The organism is Micromonospora sp. NPDC005215 (assembly GCF_040607915.1).
Lineage (GTDB): Bacteria > Actinomycetota > Actinomycetes > Mycobacteriales > Micromonosporaceae > Micromonospora.
Window position 1 is genome coordinate 25790 of the sequence record NZ_JBEXHQ010000007.1, and the last position, 22768, is coordinate 48557.

Here is a 22768-nt window from a genome sequence, read left to right on the forward strand (position 1 = left end):
GCGGCGTCAGCGGGTGAGCCGGACCAGTGCCCGGGCCTTCTCCGTGTCGGGGTGAGCCGGGCCGTACACGCGTTCGCACCCGGCCAGCGCGGCCCGCGCCTCCTGGCCCGCCCGCCGGTCACCCGCCTCGACCAGCAGCAGTGCGAAGAGCGTCCGCATCTCCAGGGTCGCGGGATGGTCGGCGCCTCGGCCCCGTTCACTGTCCGGCAGCGTGTCCGCCAGCAACTGGATCGCCTCGGCCCGCCGGCCCACTCCGTCCAGCGCTCTGGCCAGGGAGTGCCGGGCATGCAGGCGTACACCGTCGGTGTTGCTGAGGGCGCGCCCGGCGTCGTCCGCCAGCGAACGGGCCGCGTCGACCGCCTCGGCCGCCCGGCCGTTGTCGAGCAGGACGACCAGCAGGTTGCTGCGGGCCTGGAGTGACACCGGGCTGGTGGGGCCCAACGTCCTGGTCACCCGCTCGACCACGTCCCGCAGGGCCCGCTCGGCCTGCTGGCTGCGACCCTGCAGGTGATGGATCCCGGCAAGCTTCATCTGGCAGGACAGGGTGTCCGTGTCGTCTCTGCCCAGCGTCCGCGCCATGCCGTCGGCGACCCGCCGCAGCAGCGGCTCGGCCTCGTCGACCCGACCCAGCTCGATCAGCAACCAGCCGAGGTTGTTGCCGCTGCGCAACGTCTCGGCGTCCCCGTCGCCCAGCACCCGGCGCCGCGCATCGTAGACGTCCCGTTGCACCCGTTCCGCCTCGGCGTGGGAGCCGCGCTGCCAGAGCGCGAAGGCCAGGCTGTGTTTGTTGCGCAGGGTGTCTGGATGCTCCGGCCCCAGCGCCGAGCTGCGCAACCCGACGATCTCCTGATAGACGGCCACAGCTTCGTCGATGTTGTTGCCGCGCATCAGCTCCTGCGCGTAACGGGACCCCGCCTCCAACGTCCGCGCGTCGGTCGCGCCGTACTGCTCGTGGTAGGCGTGGTATTGCAGCCCGAAGGCCGTGAGACCACCGACCGTCCTGGTGGTCGAGCGACCGCCCTGGGTGACGGTGATCTCGATGACCGGCCCGGACGGCGTCGATTCGCGTGGCGGCTCGTCGTCGCGTTTCCGGCTGCGGTTGAACCATCTGCCCACCGCCCGCACCTCCCGCAGTGTCGACAACCTTACGACCCGTCATCGACGGCAGACTACGTGTCGACGTCAAACGATATCGCCCCTGGTCTTTTCGTGGCCGGTGCCGGAGGACGCAGGGCAGTCGCGCGCCGTATCTCTGGCACAGGTTCGCTAAAGATAAAATGGCGTGGTTGGGATCAGCCGCAGCTGTGCCGACGGCGACGACTCGGACCACGAGCCACGACGCGACCGCGACCCGTGCGCCGAGCATGCGCAGGCGGTGGCAGGGCGGGTGCCCCTGCGGATCGGCGCCCGCGAGGTCAGGAGTCGGTGGTGCACACCAGTCTGGCGACGAGCGCTGGCAGGGCAGACCGGCGCAACGAGGACTTCGTCGGTGCGGTGCCCGGTGCTGTCGTCCTGCTGGACGGCGCTGGCATCCCGGGAGCGGAGTCGCTCTGCCGGCACGGGGTCGCCTGGTATACCCACCGACTCGGCGGCGCGCTGCTCGGCCAGCTGTCGCCCGACGACGGACGGGACCTCGGAGCCATCCTCGCCGCCGCCATCGACGAGATCGCCGCCGCGCACCGGCACACCTGCGACATCGCGGATCCCAGCAGCCCGCAGGCGACAGTCGTGCTGGCCCGCGCACACCGGGGCCGCCTGGACTATCTGCTCCTCGCGGACTCCTTCCTCGTCCTCGACCAGGCCCACGGTGGCCCGCAGGTGATCACCGACGAGCGCGAGGTGATAGCCCGGCGCGACTGCTCCGCCCCGCTGAGCGGTGTTGGCCGGGAAACACCGGAGTACGACAGCATTCGCGCCTCCTGTGCCAGGGCGCTGCGTGCCCGCCGGAACCGGCCGGGTGGTTACTGGATCGCCAAGGACGACCCGCGCGCGGCGCTGGAGGCGGTGACCGGCAGCCGGCGCCTTGCCGATCTGAACGGCATCGCGCTGTTCAGCAACGGCGCTAGCCGCATCGTCAGTCCGTACGGCCGGACCGACTGGCCCGGCGTGCTGGAACTGCTCGCCGCCGACGGCCCGGCCGGCGTCATCCGTCGCGTCCGCCAGGCCGAAGCCGAAGCCGGCGGTGGCCCCGATGGTCCGGCCCCGGACGACGCCACTGTGGCGTACTGCCCGTACCTGTCGCGCTGAGGGTTCGCCGCGAGGTGGACCCGGCTACGGCTGGGGGCGAGGTACGGGCCCTGGAGTGCCCGTTCGACTCAGCGCGCACTCGGGTTTGGTCTGGCTGACGTACGAACTGGCGGCGACCATCAGCCCCAGGCCCCACAGGGTGTAGGCCGGCAGCACGATGGCCAGGAACCACGCCGCCCCGTCCACGTTGTTGCCGGTGGCCCAGGCGGTCATGCCGCCGATGCCGAAATAGGTGGTGAGGCCCGCGCCGACGAAGAGTCCGGGGCCGGCCACCAGCCAGCGCGGGACCTTTCGGCCGGCGAGCGGCAGCACCCATCCGGGCCAGATCCGACCCCAGTGGTGCACCAACGCCAGCGGCAGCAGCGTGCCCGCGAGGAGCATCAGGACGATAAAAGTGATCATGAAGCTCCAGGGGATCTCCGGTGCCTTGCTCGACACGAAGCCGTGCGCGATCTCGGCGACGAAGCGTGCCAGGCAGGCGGCGACCGCCAGGTATCCCGCGAACAACGCCCAGGAGGGCGCGGGAGCGTCTCGCCCTTCGGGCGAGCGGCCATGAACGCGACCGCAGCCGTGGCAGGCCCCGCGTGCCCGCCGTTGCTCCGCGTTGGCGATGGCGATGGTCAGGGCGCCGCCGAGGGCGCCACTGCCCTGTGCCAGCAGGGTCACCCAGTCCATCGCGTCCAGATCCATCCCGAACAGGCCGCCGAGGATCATCAGGAGGCTCAGCGGGAACATGAACGAGTACAGGACCATCGACACACCGGACAGCCAGCCGAGTGCGGCCAGCGCCCAGCGAACCCCGGTGCTCCGGTCGCGTTCGGTGCCCGATCTGATCAGCAGGACCACTGCTGCCGACAGCAGCGCGGGCACCACCGGAAGCCACCCGCCGGGAAAGAAGGATTCACCCGGTTCGGCGAATGGTGGCGCGCCCCGGACAGCCCACCAGGCATGCACGACCGCGTACGCCGTGACCCACAGCGCGGTGCCCGCTGGCACCCACCTTTGCCCGCGACGTGCGGGCGAGCCAGCGCGGAGGTTGGCAACCACAGGGACAGCCATGGACCGATGATCTCTGGCGAGGGGTGGCCCCCTCCTCCCCGCCGCAGGGGAACCCCTGCCCCGGCCGGGGGAGGGGCCGTGGGGCCGAGCACGACAGACTCCTCCCGGAGCGCGTTCCGGTCGCGGTGCCCGCCCCAGTACGCTCGGTACGTTCTGGTGCGCCATTCGTCAGTTCTGACAGTCGGTGCCTGCCTGCCTCGCCGGGCCAGGGTGGCCGACGCTCCCGCCCGTTCCGGCTGGCTGTGCGGCCGGCGCGCGGCGTGCCGAACAACGAACGGCCAGACGCGATGGAGGCGGGGTTGGTGGCGGTCCTACGGGTGACAACTCGCAACGCACGGTTCCAACAGTGGGAGGCGCTGTTGGGCAACCGCACCAAGCGCCAGCGCAGCGGCGAGTTCCTCGTTCAGGGCGTCCGACCCATCAAGCTGGCGATCCAACTCGGGTGGCAGGTCCGCCAGCTCCTGTACAACGCGGACGCGCACCTGTCGGCCTGGGCGCACGAGACCCTCGACGCGACCCGCGCGACAAAGGTTGCCGTCGCCGGCGAGTTGATGTTCGAGCTGGGCGGCAAGGTGGACGTCGCCCCGGAGCTGCTCGCCATCGTGGCGTTGCCCGATGACGACCTGGGTCGCATCCCGGTTGGTCCCGACCTGCTCGCTGTCGTGTTCGACAGGCCCACCAGTCCCGGAAACATCGGGACGCTGGTCCGGTCGGCGGACGCCTTCGGCGCCAGTGGCGTCATCCTGACCGGCCATGCCGCCGATGTCTATGACCCCAAATCGGTTCGGGCCAGCACGGGCTCGCTCTTCTCGGTCCCCGCGGTGCGGGTGCCCTCACACCGGCCGGTGCTCGACTGGGTCGAGGCCATTCGAGCAGACGGCGTCGGTGTGCAGGTGGTGGGCACCGACGAGAGCGGCGCGGCGGAGGCAGCAGAGTACGACTTCGCCCAGCCGACACTGCTGGTGGTCGGGAACGAGACGTCCGGGCTGAGTTCGGCGTGGCGCGACGCCTGCGACCACCTCATCCGGATACCGATGGTGGGAATGGCCAGCTCCCTCAACGCCGCCACGGCCGGATCCGTCGTCCTCTACGAATCGGCTCGCCAGAGGGCCCGCGGGAAGCGCGGATAGCGGCCCCGCGCGTCAGGGGATGAGCCGGTCGAGCAGGTCGAACCGCTCGTACGGCTGGTCGTGGTCGCCGAAGTGCCCGTCGTCGCGCACGATCTGGGTGCCGCCGAGTCGCTCGAACATTGCGCGCCCCTGGCGGTCGTCGCAGCCGTACGGATCCTTGCGGGAGTTGACGAAGTAGATGTCCCGCACGTGGGACCGGATCGCGGCCCAGTCGTAGCTCTGCTGCAGGACCGGTTCGTCGCTGTCGTTGGGCCGGGTGCAGTAGCCGGCGACCAGGATCGCCTGGTCGACTGTCGCGTCGACATGTTCGAGGAGCGCCAAAAGGAGCGCCGCGCCGCCGGAGTGGCCCACCAGGACCGTGTCCTCGTCGAAGCGGTGCCCGTTGAGCACCTTTGGCAGGAACGTGGCGATCGGCTCGACATTGATGCCCGGATGGTGCGGCACCTCGACGGCGTAGCCCCGGGCCTCCAGCCGTTGCGCCAGCCAGCGGTACCAGACGACGTCCGGGTTGCCACCGGTCCCGTGAAAGATGATCGCTCTGCGCCCCACCCTGCCCCCTTCGGATCGACGCCAGATCAAACCACGTGATCCGTACGAGCGACTGCGGCGCGGGGTCTGCGGGGCCGGCGCGGCCCGAGTGTCCCGGTCCTGTCAGGCCAGCGGCACCTGCGCGGCCCGGTCGCCGTCGCCCCCGGCGCGGACCGGGACGGGAGCGGCGATCGGGGCGGCGACGATCCGGCTGGGCAGCACCGGCGCGTCCCGGCCCGTGCCGCGCCGGTCGCCCCCGGAGGACTGCTCGTGGTAGTCCTGCTCGACGTTGACCGTCCAGACGTCATGCGTACTGCCGGTGGCGATGTTCTCGGCGGTGAGCATCGCGGTGAGCATCGAGTGGTCCTGGTTGTTGTAGCGGTGCATGCCGTTGCGCCCCACCGGGTGCACGTTCGGCACCGCCTCGGCCAGCCACGCCCGGATCACGTCCACGTTGTGCTGGTAGCGCTCGTCGTACACCGGGTAGGCCTTCGGCATCCGCACGACGTGGCCGGCCTCCACCACGCCGGGCCGCGCCAACCCCAGCCGCTCCAGCTCCGCGGTGGCCAGGACCACGAGGTCGGCATCCGGGGTACGCCACATCTCGTCGTCCTCGAAGACGAAGTACTCCAGGCCCAGGCAGGTGCGGCCGTCCTTGACGAGGTACGGCGACCAGGAGCCGAAGTTCTGGATCCGGCCCACCCGTACCCCCGGATCGTGCACGTAGATCCAGTTGTCCGGGAACGAGAACTCCGCCGGCACCACCAGCGCGACCGTCAGGAAGTCGCGGTAGCGCAGGTCGGCGGCGCAGGCCAGCACCTGCGGTGGCGCCGCCGGACGCAGTACGGACACCAGCTCCGAGATCGGCATCGACGAGATCACGTGGTCGGCCGGTTCGGTGCGCTGCCCGCCCGCGCCGTTGACCGTCACGCTGATCGCCCGCCGTCGCGTCGGGTCGCGGTGCACCGCGGTGACCCAGGTGCCCGTCGACACCTGCCCGCCGCGCTGGCGCACCTGCTCGGCGCAGCGCTCCCACATCATCCCCGGCCCGTACTTCGGGTACTGGAACTGCTCGATCAGACTTGTCACGTCCGTGCGGTACCGCTTGGGCAGCAGCGCGTTGCGGATCGCCTTGGCCAGTGACAGGTTCTTGATCCGCTGCGCGGCCCAGTCCGCCTGTAGTCGGTCCGCCGGCATCCCCCAGACCTTTTCGGTGTACGTCTTGAAGAAGATCGAATACAGCCGCCAGCCGAACCGGGCCGACACCCAGCCCTCGAAGTGCGACTGGTCCCGTGGCGGCCGGAGCCGGGCGTGGGCGTACGAGCCGAGGCAGCGGGCGGCCTCCGACAGCCCCAGGTTGCGCAGCGCGTTGACGGCGCTGAGCGGGTAGTTGAACAGTGCGCCCCGGTAGAAGATCCGGCTCATCCGGGGCCGGGTCAGGAAGTCCTCGTCCGGCAGGATCTCGTGCCAGAACGCCTCCACCCGGGGGACCTTCGTGAAGAAGCGGTGCCCGCCGATGTCGAACCGCCACCCGTCGCGTTCCACGGTCCGGCTGATCCCGCCGACCACCTCGTCGGCCTCGAAGACCCGGACCGTCCGACCGTGCCGGAGCAGTTCGTGCGCCGCCGTGAGCCCCGCGGGTCCCGCGCCGATGACCACCGTGCCGTGCTGCTCGCCCATGCTGCCGCACTCCCTGCTCTGCGCCATCGTCGGAGGTGCCGCGCCTACCCGTTCTGCGCCGAATGTCACTCCCGGTCAACGATCGTTTCCACTCCGGAGTGGCGTCTGGCGGCGTACAACGGGTTGGACCACACTCCTGTGCGGCGGGTGGGCCGGCGAACCGGGGGGCGGGGCGGATGCACCGGTGGCGAAGCGGCGCGGCGACGCTTGCCGTCCGACTGGCCGCGGCAGGCCGCGCCGGAGCGCGCGTGGCCCGTCGGGTGCCGACGCCCTGGCCGTACGTGATCGGCCTGTTCCTCGGCGCGAAGCTGCTGCTGACCCTGCTCGGGCTACTGGTCCTGCACGCCTGGGACGGCGTGCCCGGGGCGCCGCCGCCCGACGAGGCGCTGATGTGGGCGCAGCAGCGCGAAATCTCCGGGCACCGGTGGATCTCCTTCTGGTTCGCCTGGGACGGGCTGCTCTACCTGCGGCTGAGCGAGCTGCCCCTGACCGGGCCGTGGCGGGACTTCGGCTTTCCGCTGCTCTACCCGTTCCTGGCCCGGCCGGTCGGCGCGCTGCTCGGCGGCGACAACGCGCTGGCCCTACTGTTGATCAGCAACGTCGCGTTCCTGCTGGCGCTCTGGTACGGCTACCGGCTGGCCGAGGTGCTGCTCGGCGACGCACCCGCCGCCCGCCGGTTCACCAGGTACCTCGTGCTGCTGCCGACCGCGTTCCTGTTTCAGGCCGCGTTGACCGAGTCGCTCTTCGTCTGTCTCGCGTTGGCCGCGTTCTACCACGCCGAGCGACGCCAGTGGCTGCTGGTCGGTGTGCTCGGCTACTTCCTGGCGATGAGCCGCTCCGTCGGCCTGCTCGTCGCGCTGCCGCTGGCCCTGGTCCTGCTGCGCCAGCACGACTGGCGGCTCGGCCCCCGCGCCCTGCTCGGCTACCTACGGATCGGCTGGCCGTTGCTGCTGCTGCCCGCCGGCTGGTTCACCTTCATGGCGTTCTGCCGGTGGCGCGGCGGAGACTGGTTCGCCTACCAGCACGCCCAGCACACCGGCTGGGGCATCGAGGTGCAGAACCCGGTGCCGGTGCTGCTGAACGGGCTGGCCGGGGAGCCCCGCGACGCCGCCCGGGTCCTCTTCGCCGTGGCCGTGTTGGCCGTGCTGGTCGCCGGGTTCCGCCGCCGGGAAGTGGCCTACCTGGTGTACGGCGTACTCATGGTGCTGGTGCCGCTGTCGATGGGCCCGGCGGTGTACCGGAGCCTGCTGCGGTACCTGCTCGCCGCGTTCCCGGTGGCCCTGGTGCTGGCCCGGTGGGCCCGCCACGCCGGCGTCGACGTGTGGCTGACCGCGACCCTCGCCGTGGTGCAGGGCGTGCTGTTCGTGCTGTGGCTCACCTACTGGACCCACATGATCATCTGATTGGTCCGGCCGTCCACGGGGCAGAATGAGGCGGTGAGCGAGCCGCGGGTGCGCCTCGATGACCTCGGGGCCTGGCTGATCAAGGGCAACGCCGACCTGGTCGACCTGACCGCCCGGTTCGCCCGGGACCCGCAGGTGACCAGCTGGTGCGTACGCCCCGGTTACCGGGCGCGGCTGATGAGCGCCGGACAGGCGATCGTCTTCTGGGCCAGCGGCAGTCGCTGTCGACTGCCCTACGGGTTGTGGGGGATCGGTCGGGTCACCGGGCCGGCCGAACCAGGGCCGCCGGGGCAGCAGTGGTCGGTGCCACTGGACCTGCCCATTCTCGCCGAGCAGGACCGGGTGCCCCGGCGGCGACTACGCGCCGACGAGCGGCTCGCCGCCCTGGAGGTGTTCCGCCAACCGCAGGCGGCCAACCCGTCGTACCTGACCGTGGCGCAGTTCGCGGCACTGCGTACCCACCTGCCCACCTGAGCACGCGGGCAGCCGGACCACGGCGACGAACCTGTGCGAGGCTGCTTCCCGTCCCTGCCGCCAACCCGAGTGGAGGTCCGGTGTTCGCCCTGCCGCTGACCGAGGAGGTCGAGCTGCGCCCGCTGAACCCGTGGCGGGCCGAGGAGTTCCTCGCCCACCTGGATCGGGCCCGGGAGCACATCCAGCCCTGGGTGTCGCCGTCGTTCGTCGCCACCGACCTGCCGTCGGCCCGCGCGGTGTTGCAGCGGTACGCCGACCGGTGGGCCAGCGACACCGGCGGCATCTGGGGGCTGTGGTGGCGCGGCACGCTCGTCGGCGGCGTCATGTTCGTGTCGTTCGACGTCGTGCTGGGCGTCTGCGAGGTCGGCTGCTGGCTGGAGCCGGCGGCGCAGGGACGGGGCATGGTCGCCCCGGCGATCCGCCGGATCGTCGACTGGGCCGTCCGCGAGCGCGGCATCCAGCGGGTCGAGTGGCGTACCAACGCCGCCAACGCCCGCAGCATCGCCCTGGCCCGCCGGCTCGGCCTGCGCCACGACGGCACCCTGCGCCAGCTCTACCCGAGCCCTCGCGGACGCATCGACCTGGAGGTCTGGTCGGTGCTCGCCGACGAGTGGCTGGCCCAGCCCGGCACCTCGTAGCCGACCGGCGCTTTTTGTCGTACCCCGGCGGCACCATCCATCCATGGCCGTCCCCGCGCTCACCCCCCGTCCCGACCAGCCGCGTTCCGTGCCGCTGCGTGAGGCGCGCACGCGGTTCAGTCAGCTTGTCGCGCTCGCCGAGCTGACCGACGCGGTCACCGTCGTCACCCGCGACGGCGATCCCCGCCCGGTCGCCGCGATCGTTCCCGCCGCAGCCGCCCGCAGCGGCGCCCAGGCCCGCGCCGACGCCGACCGGCTCGCCACTGTCACCGCCGGCTGGGCGCGTCGCCTCGACGAGCAGCACCGACGCAGCACCCAGCGGCACGCCGCCGAGCTGTCCGCGATCCGCGCTGCGCTGGCCGAGGCGTGGGCCGAGCTGGATCGCCGGGTGGTCCCGGGCAGCGACAGCACGCTGGCCCGGCTGCGCGCGGCGCACAACGACCTGCTCGCCGGCTGACCGCGTCCGCGTCGCCTGTGCCACCTGCGTTGCCAGCGGTCAGCCGGTAGCCGGGTACGCGTGGGTCTCGGTCGCCTTGAGCGCCACCCAGACCCGTTGACCGGGGATCAGCCGCAGTTGGGCGGCGGCGGCCGGCGTGACGTCTGCGGCCACCCCGATCGGGCCATCCACCTGCACCCGCACGTTGTCGCCGTGCCGCTGGACGCCGGCGACCGTTCCCGCCCAGGTGTTGCGCGGGCTGCCCTCCGGACGGGACGGGTGCAGGGCCACCGCCGCCGGACGGAACGCCACGAACGCCTCGCCGTCCAGCCGGTCGGCGACGGTGAGGGTCAGGCCCGGCGCGACACGTACCGCATGCCCTTCGGCCCTGCCCCGGTAGAGGTTGAGCCCGACCAGCCGGGCGACGTAGTCGGTGCGCGGGCGGGCGGTGACACTCGGCCCGTCGCCCTCCTGCACCACCCGGCCACCCTCGACGATGACCAGCCGGTCGGCCAACGCCAGCGCGTCCAGTGGGTCGTGGGTGACAAGCACCGTCGCACCCGGATGCGCGCACAGGTGCCGGTGCAGCTCCGCGCGGGTGTCCAGCCGGGTGCGGGCGTCCAGCGCGGCGAGCGGCTCATCCAGCAGCAACAGTGCCGGCGCCACGGCCAGCGCGCGGGCCAACGCCACCCGCTGCGCCTGGCCCCCGGAGAGCTGCCGGGGGCGGCGGTGCGCCTGCGTGTCGAGCCCCACCCGGCCGAGCCACTCCCGGGCTGTGGCACGTGCGGCCCGCCGGTCCACGCCGTGCCGGCGCGGCCCGAAGGCCACATTGTCCAGGGCGCTGAGGTGCGGAAAGAGCAGGTAGTCCTGGAAGACCACGCCGATCGACCGGCGTTCGGTGGGCACCCAGCCCCGGTCCGCCGGCCGATCCAGATCGACGCCGTCGAGCGTGACGTGCCCGGCCGTGAGGGGGTGCAGCCCAGCCAGCGCGCGCAGCGCTGTGGTCTTGCCGGCGCCGTTCGGCCCGAGCAGCGCGACCACCTCGCCGGGTGCCACCCGCAGCGGGACGTCGAGCCGGAAGGCGCCCCGGTCGACGACGAGCCGGGCGTCGAGCAGCGGCGGCCTCATGCGCTTGTCATCCAGCGATCCCGCAACGCCACCAGAATGCCTACCGACACGACGAGCAGCACCAGGCTGAGCACGATCGCGGACTCCAGGTCGGTCTCCAGAGCCAGATAGACGGCGAGCGGCATGGTCTGTGTCCGACCGGGGTAGTTGCCGGCGAAGGTGATGGTGGCACCGAACTCGCCCAACGCCCGCGCCCAGCAGAGCACCGCCCCGGCGGCCAGCCCGGGTGCCACAAGCGGCAACGTGACGTGGGTGAAGGTGGTCCACCGGCCGGCACCCAGGGTGGCGGCGGCCTCCTCGTAGCGGTGGTCCGCGGCGCGCAGCGCCCCCTCCACGGCGATGACCAGGAACGGCATGGCGACGAACGACTCGGCCAACACGACGCCCGCGGTGGTGAAGGGCAGGGTGATGCCGAACGTGGCGTCCAGCCAACCGCCGAGCAGCCCCCGCCGGCCGAACACCAGCAACAGCGCCACCCCACCGACCACCGGCGGCAACACCAGTGGCACGGTGACCAGCGCGCGGACCAGTCGGCGGCCGGGAAACTCGACCCGGGCCAGCATCCAGGCGAGCGGCACCCCGAGCAGCAGGCAGAACACGGTGGCCAGGGTCGCGGTCTGCACCGACAGCCGCAGCGCGGTCAGCGCCCCCGGCGTGGTGAGGCGCTGCGGCAGGGTCGTCCAGGGCGCCCGGATCACCAGACCAAACAGCGGCAGGACGAGGAAGAGCAGCCCCAACCCGGCGGGGATCAACAGCGCCGCCGGCACCCGCCCGCGCCGTCGGGGTGTGGCGTGATCGAGGACCCGACTCATGGAGTCTGGAAGCCCGCCTCGGCGAGGATGGCCTGCGCCGGCGCCGAGCGGACGTACGCGACGAGGGCCCGCGCGCCGGCCGGATTCGGCGCGTCCCGCAACGCGACGATCGGGTAGTCGTTGACCGCCCGCGTCGACTCGGGAAACTCGACGCCGGTCACGTCGGCGCTCGCGGCCCGCGCGTCCGTACGGTAGACTAGGGCCGCGTCGACCTCGCCGAGCTTCACCTTGGCGAGCGCGCCCTTGACGTCCTGCTCCAGGGTGACCGGGGTCAGCGCGACGCCGGCCGCGTCCAGGGCGGTGCGGGCGGCCGCGCCGCAGGGCACCTGGTTGGCGCAGAGCGCCACCTTCACGCCGGACCGGCTCAGGTCGGCCAGCCCGGTCACCCCTGCCGGGTTGCCCCGGGGCACCGCGATCACCAACTGGTTGCGGGCGAAGATGCTCGGTACGCCGTCGGCATTGCCGGCCTCGGTGACAGTGGTCATTGTCGTGGGAGCGGCCGAGGCGAACACGTCCGCCGGCGCACCCTGGTTGATCTGGTTGGCCAGCGCGGAGCTGCCGGCGAAGTTGAGAGTCACGATGCTGCCCGGGTGGGCGGCCTCGAAGTCCTTGCCGATGCGGGTGAACGACTCGGTCAGCGAGGCGGCCGCGAAGACCGTCACCGTGCCGGTGACCCGGCCGTCGACGGCACCACCGGATGCCCGGTCGCCGCCCGCCCCGCAGCCGGCGACGACCAGCGCCACCAGCACGGCCACCGCCGTGCGCACCGCCCGCGTGCTCATCCCGCCGACCGCCCCCGGGCCGGGGCGGACGCGGCCCGCTCCACCACCACCGTCGTCGACTTGATCACCGCGACGGCCACCGAACCGACCCGCAGATCCAGCTCGTCGACCGCCTCCCGGCTCATCAGCGACACAACCCGGAACGGGCCGGCCTGGATGTCGACCTGGGCCATGACGGCGTCCTTGCGAACGTCGACCACAATGCCGCGCAGCCGGTTGCGGGCCGAGGAGAACTCGGCGCCCGCGTCCGGGTCGGCGGCCTGGGCGCGGGCGAAACCCGCCAGGTCGGCGCCGTCGATGATCCGATGGCCGTGCTCGTCGCGCCCGGCGGCGAGCCGCCCGGCGTCCACCCAGCGGCGGATGGTGTCGGCGCTGACGCCGAGCAGGTCCGCGGCCTCCCCGATCCGGTACGTCGTCACCCGCTCACCCTAACGCCCGCAGGTGCGAGCCCATAACGTCCTACCGGGCAGCACTCGCATAGACAAAAGGGCGTCGGTGCCGGCAGTTGCGGCCACCGTTCCTGCGCGTCACGAGGCGAGATCGTGCTCGATTCAGGAAGTAGTGGCGGCGGTCTGCTGGTGAGGCCACTACTTCCTGGATCGAGCGTGACCAACGGACGCGCGCCACCCGAACCCGCTCCCGCTCTGCGCTCCCGGGCTCCGCGCTTCGGGGCTCCGCGCTCCCGCTCCCGCTTCGGGGCTCCGCGCTTAGGGGCTCCGCGCTTCGGGGCTCCGCGCTTCGGGGCTCCGCGCTTCGGGGCTCCGCGCTCCGCGCCAAGATCCGCGCCTGGCGCCAAGATCCGCGCAATATCAGGGATGTTGCTGTCTCACGCGCGTCGGAGGCAGCAACATCAGCGAAGTTGCGTAGATCTTGGTGCGGGGTGCGGGGTGCGGGGTGCGGGGTGCGGGGTGCGGGGTGCGGGGTGCGGGGCGCGGGGCGCGGGGCGCGCGCGGGACGCAGGGCGCGGGGCGCGGGACGCAGGGCGCGGGATGTGCGGGGCGCGGGGCGTGGGGGCGCGGGGCGTGGGGGGCGTGGGATGTGCGGGGCGCGGGGCGTGGGGGGGCGTGGGGCGCGGGGCGCGGGGCGCGGGGCGCGGGACGTGCGGGGCGTGGGGCGTGCGGGCGTGGGGTGCGGGACGGCGGGGGCGGGCGGGCCGCAGGGGCTCCGCCCGCCCCGACGACCCCCTCAGCAGTTGCGGAGTTCGGGGGACTGGTTGAGCAGTTGGCCACGGGTCGACACGAAGCGGCCGTAGCGCTCCCCGTCCACGGCCGACGGGCGGAACGCGGCGACGCGGTGGCAGTTCTGGAAGGCCAGGCGTACGCCGAAGTGTCGTTCCAGGCCGGCGCGGATCGCGTCGCTCGCCAGTGCGCGTAGCAGTTGTCCCCGGTCGGCGTCGGTGGGCGGCGGGACGACGTTGTCGGCCAGGTCGGCGTCGCCGGCCTCCAGTTCGGCGACCACCCGGCTGACGGTGGCCCAGGCGTACGGGAGTGAGTCGCGGACGCAGGCGATGAAGGCCTCGTCGTCGACGGGACCGCGTTCGGCGGCGTCGAGCAGGGCGGGCGGGACGGTGAGTGACATGGTTCTCCTCCGCTTCAGCCAACGAATACCGTTTTCATTAACGGTGTCGACCGAGCAGACCACGTCATCGGGCGGACGTCAACGATCTGCGGGCGCGACCCGCGCGCGGAAATCGTGAATGACAGCAGGTCAGGGTCGGCGGGGATGGCCCTTGAGGTGCCGACCCAGCTCGCGGGCGATCTCCCGGTTGGCGTCCCGCTCGGCCAGCGTCTGCCGCTTGTCGTAGGAGCGCTTGCCCTTGGCCAGGGCCAGCTCGACCTTGGCGTAGCCGTTCTCGAAGTACATCGACAGCGGGACCAGGGTCACCCCGCCCTCGCGGACCTTGTCCAGGATCCGGTCGATCTCGGCCCGGTGCAGCAGCAGCTTGCGGTTGCGGCGCGGGGCGTGGTTCGTCCACGTGCCGTACGCGTACTCGGCGATGTGCAGGCCGTACAGCACGATCTCACCGTCGCGCTCGTGCGCGAACGCGTCCACCAGCGAGGCCCGCCCCTCACGCAGCGACTTCACCTCGGTGCCGACAAGCACGATGCCCGCCTCGTACGTGCGCAGCACTGTGTATTCGTGCCGGGCCTTCTTGTTCGAGGCGATCAACCGGCGTTCGGGCTGCTTGGACGGGCTCACCCCGCGACGATATCCGGCCGCTGCCTCAGCCGGTCGTCCGGCGTTCGGGGCGCAGTCGCCCGGTCAGCTCCCGTACCGCCTCGGCGAACTCTTCCTGCGACTCGCACGGCCAGTGCCCCAGGATCGGTGGGGGAACGCTGTCGCTGGGCGCCGGCACCACGTCCTGCGGGTCGACCAACCGGCGATCCACCATCGCCGCCGGCCCGGTCAGCGTCTCGGCCTCCCCGGGCCGGTGGGAGGCGAAGATCCAACCGCCGATCGGGTCCGTGTCGCGCCACAGGTTGATCCACCGCCAGCCGACCCGTTCGCCGATCTCCCGCAGCGCCGGGTCATCGGCGTAGGCCGGGAACAGCCGCGAGTACAACCGACCCAGTGGCGACCCGTAGGTCAGCAGAGCGACCCGGTCGGTGATCCGGGTGGGCAGTTGCAGCACCGTGGCGGCCAGCAGCACCGAGCCGTGGCTGTGCCCGGCCAGCAGCACGCCCTGTCCCTGTTCCACCAGGTAGGAGATTCGCTTGGCCAACTCCGGCACGGCCCGCTCGGCGTAGCAGGGCGGCGCGAACGGGTGCGCCGCCCGGGGCCAGAACGTGCCCAGGTCCCAGAGCACACCCACGTACCGACGGAACTGCGCGGTCCGGTACGCGAAGATGCCGCCCACCACCAGGCCGAGCAGGATCGCGGCGATCGCGTAGCTGCCCGACCCGATCAGAAAGTTGACCATGCCCTCGGGCACTCCGACGTAGCGCTGCGTCACGTCGCCCGGTAGGAGCTGGAGCAGGCCGAGCACGCTGGTGGCCAGGCCGAGCGCCGCGAGGCCGGCGTACACCACGGAGAGCGGTTCCAGCCGTTCGGTGAACCGGGCCCGGGCCACCGCCTGCTCGACCCGGCGCAGCCGGTCCGCCGCCTCCGGGGGCGCGTGCGGAAAGTCGGCGGCCACTATCGTCCGGGCGGCCCGCCGCCGCCCGCGCCGGGTCAGCCTGGTGACCAGGCCGGCCACCAGCAACGCGGTCACCACCGCCAGGAAGAACCCGAAGATCGCCCACTTGTACGCCAGGGGAGGGCTGGTCTCCAAGCTGTCCGCGGTCGTCCCGTCACGGTCGAGCAGGTCCGCCACCCGGTAGACCAGCTCGGCGGAGAACGCCACGGCGAGCCCGGCCGAGATCGTCATGAGGACCGGCGCTCCCAACGCGCGCAGCGGCGACCCGCGCTGCCCGCGACCCCGCCGCCAGATCACCAGCGCGGCGAGCACGACCACCAGCATCTCCTGGCTGACGAACAGCCAGGCCACGATCGCGCCGTAGCCGGGCAGCGCACCGCCCTGCGGCCACGGGGCCGGGCTGATGACGACGTGCACGATCACCAGCATCGTCAGGCCGCAGGCGATCGTGCGCAGCCCGCGGAAGACGCCGTCCACCCGGGGTAACGGGTCGGTGCGGTCGATGCTCGGCACCACGGTGACCAGAACCAGGCAGCTCAGCAGTACCGCCGCGGTGGCCGTCAGCAGGATCACCATCACCCACGAGCGGTGCTGGCTGGCACGGGCGGCCAGCAGGCTGCCGTCGAGGGTGGCGAACGCCGCCGCGACGTGCACCGAGCGCAGCCGACCCACCAGTGGCTCGCCGTCCCACTGGCCGACCGCGCTCAACTGGTGCTTCGAGGTCGGGGTCGACGGGGTCCGGAACGCGTCGAACGAGTGGCCCGGACGGGCGCCGAGCCACCAGACCAGCCCGATGGCGGCGACCGGCACCAACGCCAGCACACCCAGGCGCAGCCCGGTCGGGCGTCCGCCGAGCCAGGACAGCCAGCTCCGCCCGGCCAGGCACGACGGGGTGTCCATGCAGCGCCAGGCGACCAGGTCCAACGCCACCCCGACGATGGAGAGCACGTAGAGCATGGTGAGGGTGAGGGCGAGCACCCGGCACAGCGCCATGAAGCCGAGCTTCGAGGCGGGGTTCGCCGGGCGCATCCAGAGCGCCACGTTGCAGAGCATGAACGGCAACAGGAACACCAGTGACAGCGTCCGCACGGCCGTGCCGGACGGCAGGTCGCTCCACCGGTACGCCTCCAGCGTCACCCCGTCCGTCCCGGTCGAGTCCGGGTAGCCGGGGCGCGGTCGGTAGAACCCGCCACTGCGGTCCCCGGCGACCTGGTGCACGTACGGCCGGTCCAGAACCTGGTCGGCTCCCGCGCCGGAGACGCCGTGCACCCGCAGCTCCACGATCCCGCCCGACGTGGTCGGTCCGGTCGGCGACACGTCCGCCATGGGCCCCCCGAGGTGTGCGCGGCAGCCGCGCGTGTCGTCGACGTACGACCACCCACGCGGCTCCCCGGCTTACCCATCCCGAACCCGGTCAACCGTGCCGCCGTGCTGGGCGGTGGTGCGGCCGACCCTCGACAGGTGGTTTCATGGCGCCATGGCGAACCCGGTGATCCTGACCGTCGACGACGACCCTGTGGTGTCCCGTGCGGTGGCTCGGGACATCCGCCGCCGCTACGGCGACCGCTACCGGGTGCTGCGGGCCTCCTCCGGACCGGAGGCGCTGGACGCGCTGAGGGAGGTCAAGCTGCGCGGCGAACAGGTGGCGCTGCTCCTGGCCGACCACCGGATGCCGGAGATGACCGGCGTGGAGTTCCTGGAAGCGGCAATGGACATCTTCCCGGCGGCCCGCCGGGTGCTGCTCACCGCGTACGCGGACACCGACGCCGCGATCGAGGCGATCAACGTCGTCGACCTGGACCACTACCTGCTCAAGCCCTGGCATCCGCCGGAGGAGAAGCTGTACCCGGTGGTCGACGGGCTGTTGGAGGCGTGGTCGGTCACCCCGGACGCGGCAAGCGCCGAGATCCGGGTCGTCGGGCACCGCTGGTCGGCGCCGTCGTTCAAGGTCCGTGACTTCCTGGCGCGCAACCTGGTGCCGTACCGGTGGATGTTGTCCGACGACCCGGAGGGCGTCCGCCTGCTCGACGCGGCCGGGGCCACCGAGGCGGACGTGCCGCTGGTGGTGACGGCCGACGGTAAGGCGTTGATCGCCCCGAGCGAGGCCGAGTTGGCCGCGCTGGCGGGGCTGACCGTGGTGCCCGCGTCGGACTTCTACGACCTGGTGGTGATCGGCGGCGGCCCGGCCGGCCTCGGTTCGGCGGTGTACGGTGCGTCGGAAGGGCTACGCACCGTGCTCGTCGAGCGGCGGGCGACCGGCGGGCAGGCCGGGCAGAGTAGCCGGATCGAGAACTATCTGGGCTTCCCCGACGGCGTCTCGGGTGCGCAGTTGACCGATCGGGCCCGGCGGCAGGCGGTCAAGTTCGGTGCCGAGTTGCTCAGTGCCCGGGAGGTGGTCGGTCTGAGTGAGGCCGGCGGTGCCCGGCTGTTGCGCTTCGGCGACGGCTCCGAGATCGCTGCGCACACCGTGGTGCTGGCCACCGGGGTGTCGTACCGGGTGCTTGACGCTCCCGGGCTGGCTGACTTCACCGGTCGGGGGGTGTTCTACGGCGCCGCCGCCACCGAGGCGCCGAGCTGCGTCGAGCAGGAGGTCTACATCGTCGGCGGGGCCAACTCCGCCGGCCAGGCGGCGGTGCACTTCTCCCGGTACGCGTCGAGGGTGCACCTGCTGATCCGGGGCGCGGACCTGACCGCCTCGATGTCGCGGTACCTGATCGACCAGTTGGAGCGGATCGACCGGATCACGGTGCACCCGCACACGGCAGTGGTGGGCGGGGCGGGTGAGGACCACCTGCAACGGCTCACCCTCTGCGACACCCGGACCGGGGCGGCCCGCTCGGTCGACACCTCCTGGTTGTTCATCTTCATCGGCGCGGAGCCGCGTACCGACTGGCTGGACGGAGTGCTGGTCCGGGACGGGCGCGGCTTCATCGTCACCGGCCCGGACCTGCTGGCCGGCGGGCGTCGGCCGGCGGGCTGGTCGCTGTCGCGGGACCCGTACCACCTGGAGACCAGCGTGCCGGGGGTGTTCGCGGCCGGGGACGTGCGGGCCGAGTCGGTCAAGCGGGTCGCCTCGGCCGTCGGCGAAGGCGCGATGGCCGTTTCGCTCGTGCACCGTTACCTGGAGGCCCAGTGAGCGCGGGGAGTGAGCCGGTGCCGCGCGCCCCGCAGTCGCGACCGAAGGAGACCCTGTGACCACCGCGTCTGATCGGCTGACACCCGCGCAGTTGCGCACCCTGTTCCTGTTCGAGACGCTCGACGACGGGCAGTTGGACTGGCTGGCGGAGCGTGGCCGCGTCGAGCAGCGTGCCGGCGGCACCCTCGTGTACGCCGAGGGCGAGGCGGCGACCTGCTTCTTCGTGCTGGTGCGCGGCGCGGTGGCGCTGAGCCGGCAGGTGCGTGGCGACGATGTCGAGGTCAGCCGGACCGACCAGCGCGGCGTGTACGGCGGGGCCGTCCAGGCGTACCTGGGGGACCAGGTCGACCAGGTCTACCGCAACAGTCTGCGGGCGGTGACCGACTCGGACTTCTTCGTGCTGCCGGCGGAGGACTTCGCGCACGCGCTGCGGTCCTGGTTCCCGATGCCGATGCACCTGCTGGAGGGGCTGTTCTTCGGCATGCGGGACTCGCAGACCATCGTCGGCGAACGGGAGCGGCTGTTGGCGCTCGGTTCGCTGTCGGCGGGGCTGACCCACGAGCTGAACAACCCGGCCGCGGCAGCGGTGCGCGCCACCTCGGTGTTGCGTGACCGGGTCGCCGGGATGCGGCACAAGCTCGCCATGATCGCCGATGGTCGGCTCGACGGCACCGCCCTGCACGGCCTCGTCGCGTTGCAGGAGGAGGCGGTGGCCCGGGTGGCCACCGCGCCGACGTTGACCCCGATGGCCACCGCCGACGCCGAGGACACCCTCACCGACTGGTTGGAGGAGCACGGGGTCGACGGCGCCTGGGACCTGGCGCCGATCCTGGTGGGCGGCGGTCTCGACGCGGCCTGGTTGGCGCAGGTGAAGGCCGCGGTCGGTGCCGCGGACCTGGAGGCGGCGGTGCGTTGGCTCACCTACACTGTGGACACCGAGCTGCTGATGCGCGAGATCGGGGACTCGGTCACCCGGATCTCCGGCCTGGTCGGCGCCGCCAAGCAGTACTCGCAGCTGGACCGCGCACCCCACCGGGTGGTGGACGTGCACGACCTGCTCGACGCCACGCTTGTGATGTTCAAGGGGAAGATCCCCGCCGAGGTCAAGCTGGTCCGCGAGTACGACCGTAGTATCCCGCCGGTCCCGGCGTACGCGGCCGAGCTGAACCAGGTGTGGACCAACCTGATCGACAACGCCTTGGGTGCGATGGGGGAGAAGGGGGTCCTGACCATCCACACCGGACGGGTCGGCGACCTGCTGGCGGTGGAGGTCACCGACACCGGCCCGGGTATCCCGCCCGAGGTGCGTCCGCGCATCTTCGAGCCGTTCTTCACCACCAAGCCGGTCGGCGCGGGCACCGGCCTGGGGCTGGACATCTCGTACCGGATCGTGGTGCACAAGCACCACGGCGACATCCGGGTGGAGACCGAGCCTGGCCGGACCACGTTCCGGGTGCTGCTGCCGATCACGGAGGGCGCACCGGAGGCGCCACGCGACGCGCCGACTACCTAGAGACAACAGGCGGTGGCCGCCAGTAGTCTCGGGCAGCGTTGGTGATCCCGCCCCCGAGGAGGGTCCGTGGAGTCGATGGCCCGCCAGCGCACCCCCGCCGAGAACGACCAGCCGGATGATCCACCGGGCACGATGCTGCCGGAGTTGGAGGATCCCGACTGGTTGCATCACGCGCACGAGTTCGCACACACCGGCTTCTGGGCGGTGGCCCGCCGACTGCCCCGGCTGGTCCGCGAGGCCGTCGGCCTGGCCTGGGTCACCAACCGTCGGGACACGCTCGCCTCCATCGGCCTGAACGTCGCCGCCGGGGTGATGACCACGTTCGGTCTGCTGGCCACGACCAGCGTGCTGAGCGAGTTGTTCGCCGCCGGTCCCACCCCGGACCGGGTCCGAGCGGCCCTGCCCGCGCTGGTCGTGGCGGCAACGGCGGTCTCGGCGCGCGGGGGCCTGGCCATCGCGGCCGGCTGGGCCCAGGCCCGGCTCACCCCGCAGATCAACTACCAGGTGGAGCTGCGGCTGTTCGAGGCCACCACCGCTGTGGAACTGGCCGCGTTCGACGACGCCGGCTTCGCCGAGGAGATGGACCGGGCACGGGACCGGGGGATGGCGGAGGCGGCGTACATCGTCGACCACACTGTCAACCTGGTCACCGGGGTGGTCGGCATGTTGGCCACCGCCGTGGCGGTGACGGTCATCCAACCGCTGCTGCTGCCCTGTCTGCTGCTCGCCGCCGTGCCCCAGGCGATCACCGCGGTGCGGATGGCCCGCCGCGAGTACCTGGCGATGCTGGCCCGGATCACCCGGCAGCGTCGGATGTGGATGCTGGCCCACCTGATGGCCAACCGGCACACCGCCGCCGAGGTGCGCGCGTACCAGATGCGCGATTTCCTGCTCGCCGAGTACCGCGGGGTGATGGCCGTCGAGACCCGCGCCCACCTGCGGTTGGTCCGCGCGCAGACCGGCACCCGGGTCGCCGGCGCGACGGTCGCGGGCCTGGCCACCTTCGGGGTGTACGCGGTCCTGGGCGGCCTGCTGCTGGGTGGGATGGTGGCCCTCGCCGCCGCGGCCACCGCCCTGCTCGCGTTGCAGTCGGCGCGGACCAGCCTGGGCGTGGCGGTCGTCGCCACCAACTCGCTGTACGAGGACGCCCTCTACTACCAGGACTACCGGGACTTCCTGGCGCGCGCCCACGCCCGGGTGCCGATCGGCGGCAACCGGGTGGCCGACGGTGTCGACGTGATCGAGGTGGACGACGTGAGCCTGCGCTACCCGGACACCGGCGCCCCGGCCGTGGACCGGGTCAGCCTGACCGTCCGCCGGGGCGAGGTGATCGCACTGGTCGGCGAGAACGGCTCCGGCAAGACCACCCTGGCCAAACTGATCGCGGGGCTCTACCGACCGACCGGTGGGGCGATCCGTTGGGACGGTGTCGACGCCGCCGAGTTGGACCCACGGACCCTGGGCGCCCAGGTGGCCGTGATGACCCAGGAGTGGTGGAAGTTCCCGTTCACCGCCGGGCAGAACATCCGCGTCGGCCGGCACGACCGCCCACCGGACCGATCCGGCCCGAGCGTGCAGGAGGCCGCCGGTGCGGCCGCCGCGCACGACATGATCGTCGGCCTGCCGCACGGCTACGACACGCTGCTCGACCGGGAGTTCAAGGACGGCCACGAACTGTCCGGCGGGCAGTGGCAGCGGCTCGTCGCGGCTCGCGGCCTCTACCGCGACGCCGCCCTGCTGATCTGTGACGAACCCTCGGCCGCCCTGGACGCGCGTGCCGAACACGCCCTGTTCCAGCACCTACGCCGTCGCCCCGACCGGGCGGTCGTGCTGATCACCCACCGGCTGGCCAACGTCCGGCACGCCGACCGGATCTTCGTGCTCGAACGGGGCCGACTAGTCCAGCACGGCAACCACGACGAGCTGATGGCCGCCAACGGCCTCTACCGCGAGCTGTTCAACCTGCAGGCCAGCGGCTACCTGACGGGCACCGACGAACGCCGCCCCGCCGACACCCACTGACCGGAGTTGATCAAGAGGTTTGCGTCAGGATCGGGGCTGGTGGTGACGCAAACCTCTTGATCAACGGGGGCGTGGGCGGGGGGGTGGGGTTGTCAGGAAGCGGGCTAGGACCTGGGTGTGGGTGGAGAAGGCCAGCTCGACCGGGTCGGTGAGCACCAGCCACTCGGTTGCCTCCTCCGTCGGTTTGGACGGGGGCAGGTCCTCGGCCTGCTGCTCGGGCAGCAGGCCGAAGATCATCATCGTGCCGCCCGCCGGGGCGCCGTGCACCGCGAACAGTCGGGCGTCCTCGGCGGACGCGACCAGGCCGGTCTCCTCCCGCAGCTCACGAACGAGCGCGTCGGACCACTCCTCGCCGTACTCGATGAACCCGCCGGGCAGCGCGAGCAGGCCACGGGCCGGCTCGATGTCCCGGCGGACCACCACCACGCCCAGGCCCTCGGCCGTGCGGACCGGCAGCACCGCGACCGCCACCGGCAGCGGGTTGCGCCAGACGGTCTCGCCGCAGACCGCGCAGACCCGCGGCCACCCGGCCGCCGCCGGGTAGGCCGCGCCGCAGTAGGAGCAGTGCGAGTACGGCGTGCCGGTCATGGCGCAGCACGTTACTCCGATCGCCGCTCGGGCTGCCGCCGTCCGGTGCCCACTGT

The 22768-nt window shown here is 72.3% G+C and carries 21 protein-coding genes; 9 read left to right on the plus strand and 12 right to left on the minus strand.

The window, feature by feature from the left end:
* Window positions 1-6: 6 nt before the first annotated feature.
* The gene (locus ABZU25_RS08320; RefSeq protein WP_355028646.1) at window positions 7-1116 is read right to left on the minus strand and encodes a tetratricopeptide repeat protein; all 1110 of its coding nucleotides are present in this window, start codon (window positions 1114-1116) and stop codon (window positions 7-9) included.
* 312 nt (window positions 1117-1428) lie between these two features.
* Between ABZU25_RS08320 and ABZU25_RS08325 the strand changes: the two genes are divergently transcribed.
* Complete coding sequence (locus tag ABZU25_RS08325; protein WP_355028647.1) at window positions 1429-2247, plus strand: hypothetical protein; 819 nt, start codon at window positions 1429-1431, stop codon at window positions 2245-2247.
* Window positions 2248-2271: 24 nt separating this feature from the next.
* Here the strand turns inward: ABZU25_RS08325 and ABZU25_RS08330 are convergent, their stop codons facing one another.
* A complete protein-coding gene (locus ABZU25_RS08330) occupies window positions 2272-3243 on the minus strand; it encodes a hypothetical protein (protein WP_355028648.1) in 972 nt (323 codons plus the stop codon).
* A gap of 362 nt (window positions 3244-3605) precedes the next feature.
* Between ABZU25_RS08330 and ABZU25_RS08335 the strand changes: the two genes are divergently transcribed.
* Window positions 3606-4436 (plus strand): RNA methyltransferase, encoded by an 831-nt coding sequence (locus tag ABZU25_RS08335; RefSeq protein WP_355028756.1) that lies wholly within the window; start codon window positions 3606-3608, stop codon window positions 4434-4436.
* Window positions 4437-4448: 12 nt separating this feature from the next.
* On the opposite strand, the gene ABZU25_RS08340 is transcribed toward ABZU25_RS08335, so the two are convergent.
* Both ABZU25_RS08340 and ABZU25_RS08345 read right to left on the minus strand, forming a co-directional pair.
* A complete protein-coding gene (locus ABZU25_RS08340; RefSeq protein ID WP_355028649.1) occupies window positions 4449-4985 on the minus strand; it encodes an alpha/beta hydrolase in 537 nt (178 codons plus the stop codon).
* Window positions 4986-5087: 102 nt separating this feature from the next.
* A complete protein-coding gene (locus tag ABZU25_RS08345; RefSeq protein WP_355028650.1) occupies window positions 5088-6644 on the minus strand; it encodes an NAD(P)/FAD-dependent oxidoreductase in 1557 nt (518 codons plus the stop codon).
* A gap of 176 nt (window positions 6645-6820) precedes the next feature.
* Here ABZU25_RS08345 and ABZU25_RS08350 point away from each other — a divergent pair, with 176 nt between their 5' ends.
* The 4 genes from ABZU25_RS08350 (at window position 6821) to ABZU25_RS08365 (ending at window position 9616) form a co-directional block, all read left to right on the plus strand.
* Window positions 6821-8047 (plus strand): hypothetical protein, encoded by a 1227-nt coding sequence (locus ABZU25_RS08350; protein WP_355028651.1) that lies wholly within the window; start codon window positions 6821-6823, stop codon window positions 8045-8047.
* A gap of 33 nt (window positions 8048-8080) precedes the next feature.
* The gene (locus tag ABZU25_RS08355; RefSeq protein ID WP_355028652.1) at window positions 8081-8521 is read left to right on the plus strand and encodes a hypothetical protein; all 441 of its coding nucleotides are present in this window, start codon (window positions 8081-8083) and stop codon (window positions 8519-8521) included.
* An 80-nt stretch (window positions 8522-8601) separates the two neighbouring features.
* A complete protein-coding gene (locus tag ABZU25_RS08360; RefSeq protein WP_355028653.1) occupies window positions 8602-9159 on the plus strand; it encodes a GNAT family protein in 558 nt (185 codons plus the stop codon).
* Between the two features lie 43 nt (window positions 9160-9202).
* Complete coding sequence (locus tag ABZU25_RS08365) at window positions 9203-9616, plus strand: type II toxin-antitoxin system Phd/YefM family antitoxin (protein ID WP_355028654.1); 414 nt, start codon at window positions 9203-9205, stop codon at window positions 9614-9616.
* 39 nt (window positions 9617-9655) lie between these two features.
* Here the strand turns inward: ABZU25_RS08365 and ABZU25_RS08370 are convergent, their stop codons facing one another.
* The 7 genes from ABZU25_RS08370 to ABZU25_RS08400 form a co-directional block, all read right to left on the minus strand.
* Complete coding sequence (locus ABZU25_RS08370; protein WP_355028655.1) at window positions 9656-10723, minus strand: ABC transporter ATP-binding protein; 1068 nt, start codon at window positions 10721-10723, stop codon at window positions 9656-9658.
* Complete coding sequence (locus tag ABZU25_RS08375; protein ID WP_355028656.1) at window positions 10720-11535, minus strand: ABC transporter permease; 816 nt, start codon at window positions 11533-11535, stop codon at window positions 10720-10722. Before ABZU25_RS08375 ends, ABZU25_RS08370 begins: the two co-directional genes overlap by 4 nt.
* Window positions 11532-12317: a molybdate ABC transporter substrate-binding protein gene (gene modA / locus ABZU25_RS08380; protein WP_355028657.1), complete on the minus strand. Its 786-nt coding sequence runs from the start codon at window positions 12315-12317 to the stop codon at window positions 11532-11534. The genes ABZU25_RS08375 and modA overlap by 4 nt, the downstream gene beginning before the upstream one ends.
* On the minus strand, window positions 12314-12736 hold the full coding sequence (locus ABZU25_RS08385) for a MerR family DNA-binding transcriptional regulator (protein ID WP_355028658.1): 423 nt from the start codon (window positions 12734-12736) through the stop codon (window positions 12314-12316). The genes modA and ABZU25_RS08385 overlap by 4 nt, the downstream gene beginning before the upstream one ends.
* A 766-nt stretch (window positions 12737-13502) precedes the next feature.
* Window positions 13503-13895 carry an SCO5389 family protein gene (locus ABZU25_RS08390; protein ID WP_355028659.1) on the minus strand — a complete coding sequence of 131 codons (393 nt, stop codon included), beginning with the start codon at window positions 13893-13895 and terminating at the stop codon, window positions 13503-13505.
* Window positions 13896-14024: 129 nt separating this feature from the next.
* On the minus strand, window positions 14025-14516 hold the full coding sequence (smpB, locus tag ABZU25_RS08395; protein ID WP_355028660.1) for an SsrA-binding protein SmpB: 492 nt from the start codon (window positions 14514-14516) through the stop codon (window positions 14025-14027).
* A 25-nt stretch (window positions 14517-14541) separates the two neighbouring features.
* Window positions 14542-16779, minus strand: coding sequence for a hypothetical protein (locus ABZU25_RS08400; RefSeq protein ID WP_355028661.1), 2238 nt, complete (start codon window positions 16777-16779; stop codon window positions 14542-14544).
* A 151-nt stretch (window positions 16780-16930) separates the two neighbouring features.
* Between ABZU25_RS08400 and ABZU25_RS08405 the strand changes: the two genes are divergently transcribed.
* The 3 genes from ABZU25_RS08405 (at window position 16931) to ABZU25_RS08415 (ending at window position 22124) form a co-directional block, all read left to right on the plus strand.
* Window positions 16931-18589, plus strand: coding sequence for an FAD-dependent oxidoreductase (locus ABZU25_RS08405; RefSeq protein ID WP_355028662.1), 1659 nt, complete (start codon window positions 16931-16933; stop codon window positions 18587-18589).
* 55 nt (window positions 18590-18644) lie between these two features.
* On the plus strand, window positions 18645-20102 hold the full coding sequence (locus ABZU25_RS08410) for an ATP-binding protein (protein WP_355028663.1): 1458 nt from the start codon (window positions 18645-18647) through the stop codon (window positions 20100-20102).
* Between the two features lie 75 nt (window positions 20103-20177).
* Window positions 20178-22124: an ABC transporter ATP-binding protein gene (locus ABZU25_RS08415; protein ID WP_355028757.1), complete on the plus strand. Its 1947-nt coding sequence runs from the start codon at window positions 20178-20180 to the stop codon at window positions 22122-22124.
* Window positions 22125-22184: 60 nt separating this feature from the next.
* Here the strand turns inward: ABZU25_RS08415 and ABZU25_RS08420 are convergent, their stop codons facing one another.
* Window positions 22185-22712: an NUDIX domain-containing protein gene (locus tag ABZU25_RS08420; RefSeq protein ID WP_355028664.1), complete on the minus strand. Its 528-nt coding sequence runs from the start codon at window positions 22710-22712 to the stop codon at window positions 22185-22187.
* Window positions 22713-22768 lie beyond the last annotated feature (56 nt).